Source organism: Paenibacillus sp. OT2-17, assembly GCF_009827695.1.
Taxonomy (GTDB): Bacteria; Bacillota; Bacilli; order Paenibacillales; family Paenibacillaceae; genus Paenibacillus; species Paenibacillus polymyxa_B.
Window position 1 is genome coordinate 1 of sequence record NZ_WUDQ01000504.1, and the last position, 2,712, is coordinate 2,712.

Annotated in this window: 3 protein-coding genes; 1 reads left to right on the forward strand and 2 read right to left on the reverse strand. The window is 46.5% G+C overall.

From position 1 onward, the window contains the following. The first annotated feature begins 98 nt into the window (after positions 1-98). The gene (locus GRP75_RS23760; RefSeq protein WP_013310599.1) at positions 99-377 is read left to right on the forward strand and encodes a YxcD family protein; all 279 of its coding nucleotides are present in this window, start codon (positions 99-101) and stop codon (positions 375-377) included. A gap of 145 nt (positions 378-522) precedes the next feature. On the opposite strand, the gene GRP75_RS23765 is transcribed toward GRP75_RS23760, so the two are convergent. Together GRP75_RS23765 and GRP75_RS23770 are read right to left on the reverse strand one after the other, a co-directional pair. Continuing rightward, entirely contained in the window at positions 523-1,437 is a 915-nt protein-coding gene (locus GRP75_RS23765; RefSeq protein WP_160790545.1) for an STM4011 family radical SAM protein, read from the reverse strand. Continuing rightward, positions 1,434-2,712, reverse strand: a 1,279-nt coding sequence (locus GRP75_RS23770; RefSeq protein ID WP_160790546.1) for an STM4012 family radical SAM protein, incomplete at its 5' end; no start/stop codon positions are given. The genes GRP75_RS23765 and GRP75_RS23770, both read right to left, overlap by 4 nt.

Genomic DNA, 2,712 nt, shown 5'->3' on the forward strand with positions numbered 1-2,712 from the left:
TCGCCATTTACGTCCTGATCATGGCCGGAGTAGGTATCTACCGTGCTATTAAAAATCGTCGAAGACCAGATGATTCCCGCGGAGGACGTTACTAAGCTATGATTTTGAGTATGGATGAGATTGTCAACGCTATTTGCTTGCATATGGCTGAACGCAAAGGTGTCCAGCCCACTGATGTAACAGTAGAATTAAGCTGGGAGGAGGATACAGGTTATTCCGCAGAAGTTCATGTACAGGGCCGCAGTCAATATCTGGTGGAAGCCAACATGATTGAAGCAATTCTGAGATACCTGTATTCCGAATACAATATTCGTGCCTATCGCGAACAAATCAGATTGGATCTGGATGAAGAAATTACTGCTATTGTCCAAACTTGATTATTTCGCATAAGATCGTCGCACAAACTTATTATAAAACAGAAAAACCTACCCTTGCTTGATGACAAGGGTAGGTTTTTTTGCTCGTATTCTAATAGATCATTAAGGTTGCTATAGCATTACATTTAGACGCGGACGTTCCTTGCTATATGGATTCATTTGCTCTATGAATAGCCTGTCTGCTAAATGATGGAGCCGGAGATAGCTGTACCTGCGGCACCCTTTCGAGTAAGCCACTACCGTACATTTCCCGAAACGGCTGCTCCTCCATATGAATATAGCCGATATAGCAGCCGCATTCTTTCATCCGGCACGGACGTTTGCCACTCAGACCCTCAAGACCATCCCTGTATAAGTGTCCTAGCACTCGTCGATCCTGATAGCAGTGTTTTACTCTTCCGTCACCCTGGACATAAAATACATCTTCACCAGCGCGACATGCCCGCCCCTGACTGCTATAATCCTTTAAATTCCATTGAAAATAGGGATCTATCGTAGTTAATTCAGCAACCTCAACATCTGTATAATAATGTGGTCGATCCTTGTAGGCGTTGATCCACAAATAAACATCCCTTGGAAGTTGCGATCGCAAGGAACAAATAGCCGGAAATGCCTGTCTTAACCCGACGGTACCTACACTATAGGATATACCAAGTTCATATAGTTTTATAGTCTGCGATATAAAAACTTGCTCTTTCGTCTCTCCAGGGTGATATGTAGCCCACAGCGCAGCAGTCTCCGGGTTCAGTTCTTGCGTCCAATCCAGCTTAGTCGATAGATTCGTCTGTACCGCCACTTTTTCCACATGCGCCATGTGGGAAAACTCAATCATGGTCTTGCGATACCAGGAATGAATTAAGGCTTCTCCATACGGATTAAAAAAAATAGAGAGACGATGCCCCAAAGCGCCCTGATCCCGTACCCAATCAGCAAAACGTTCCAACTGGGCCCGATCCTTGTTCAACGTTTCCCGACTATCAACGTTTTTACTGAACGGGCAGTAAGGACAAGCATAGTTGCAAGAGGTCAACGAACCACGATAATATAAGGTCGCTCTCATGCGCCTACATATCCTTCCATGCGCTCACGTACTGACGTGGAGATCATCCAGTCCCCAATCGCATCGGAATAGGCCATTCCTTCCTCTGTAAGTCGCAGCGTACCCTCCTCGACGACAGCCATACCAGATTCCAGCAGCAACGACATTCCTGTAAAATCGTCCGACAGGGATACACCGAAGCGCTCTGCATAGGCCGATAGCTCCAAACCTTCACGATGAAGAAGCGCCTTTAAGATAAAGCGTCGCTTACTCTCATCCACATTTAAAATAAAGCCGTAGTCAGCCAGATCATGACGTTCCGCAGCAACATAATCTGCGATAATACTACGCGTAGCTGCTGCACTAACACCATAACGGCTAGCATAGTGGACATTGCGTGTATAGGAGCGTGCACCACACCCAAGACCGGCCATACCTTCCTCCTGACAACTATAGGGCAAAAGCTCTTTGCTGGATATACCATCATTTTTAGCAAAACGGCGCATGGAATATTGTACATATCCTGCCTGTTTGAGCTGTTCACGCGCCACTTCATACAAAGTAAGGCGAATATCATGATCCAGCCCGGTATAGCCTGGCTTTAAAATCGTATTTTCTCGAATATATAACGGGTAAAGAAAAATCTCTCCTGGCGAGTAAGACAGTGCTTCCTCTAAAGAATACAGCCAGGTTTCCACCGTTTGACCAGGCAGGCCATAGATCAGATCCACGTTCAGCAAAGGAAAGTTGTATTCCACCAGCCGCTCAAGTGCTTCTCTAACAAGTTTTGGCTTCTGAGGTCGGTATATGGCGGCACTTTCTGATTCCACAAAGCTCTGAATTCCCATGCTGACACGATCTGTCCCGCGGCGCTTGAGCACCTCCAACCTATCCTCAGTCACAGTATCGGGAGAGGTTTCCACCGAAATAGAAGCTCGTTTAGGGTCCAGTCCCATTATATTTTCCGCAATGTCAAACAAGCGCTCCACCAAAGGAGCCTCCAGTAAGGTCGGTGTACCGCCGCCAATCGCAAAACGCGAAAAAGGCCGACGGCCCATAATTGGTGCCCATTGCTTGGCTTGTCTTTCTAGCGCATCCACATACTCCTTATGTACATCCAGACGCTTGTCCGGCAAAGTGAAGAGGTTACAAAATCCACAGCGAGCCGCGCAAAATGGAATATGCATATACAAAAAATAGCTTTCTAACTCCTCCTTCTCCCACAACTCCTGCAATGAGAGCGGTGTATCAAACGGACGATAGGCCGTTTTATGTGGGTAAGAGTACAGATAGGAG

Bases quoted from the DNA above. Each gene is read 5' to 3' on its own strand.
- GRP75_RS23760 (WP_013310599.1), top strand. From the start codon at position 99: ATGATTTTGAGTATGGATGAGATTGTCAACGCTATTTGCTTGCATATG.
- GRP75_RS23765 (WP_160790545.1), bottom strand. From the start codon at position 1,437: ATGAGAGCGACCTTATATTATCGTGGTTCGTTGACCTCTTGCAACTAT.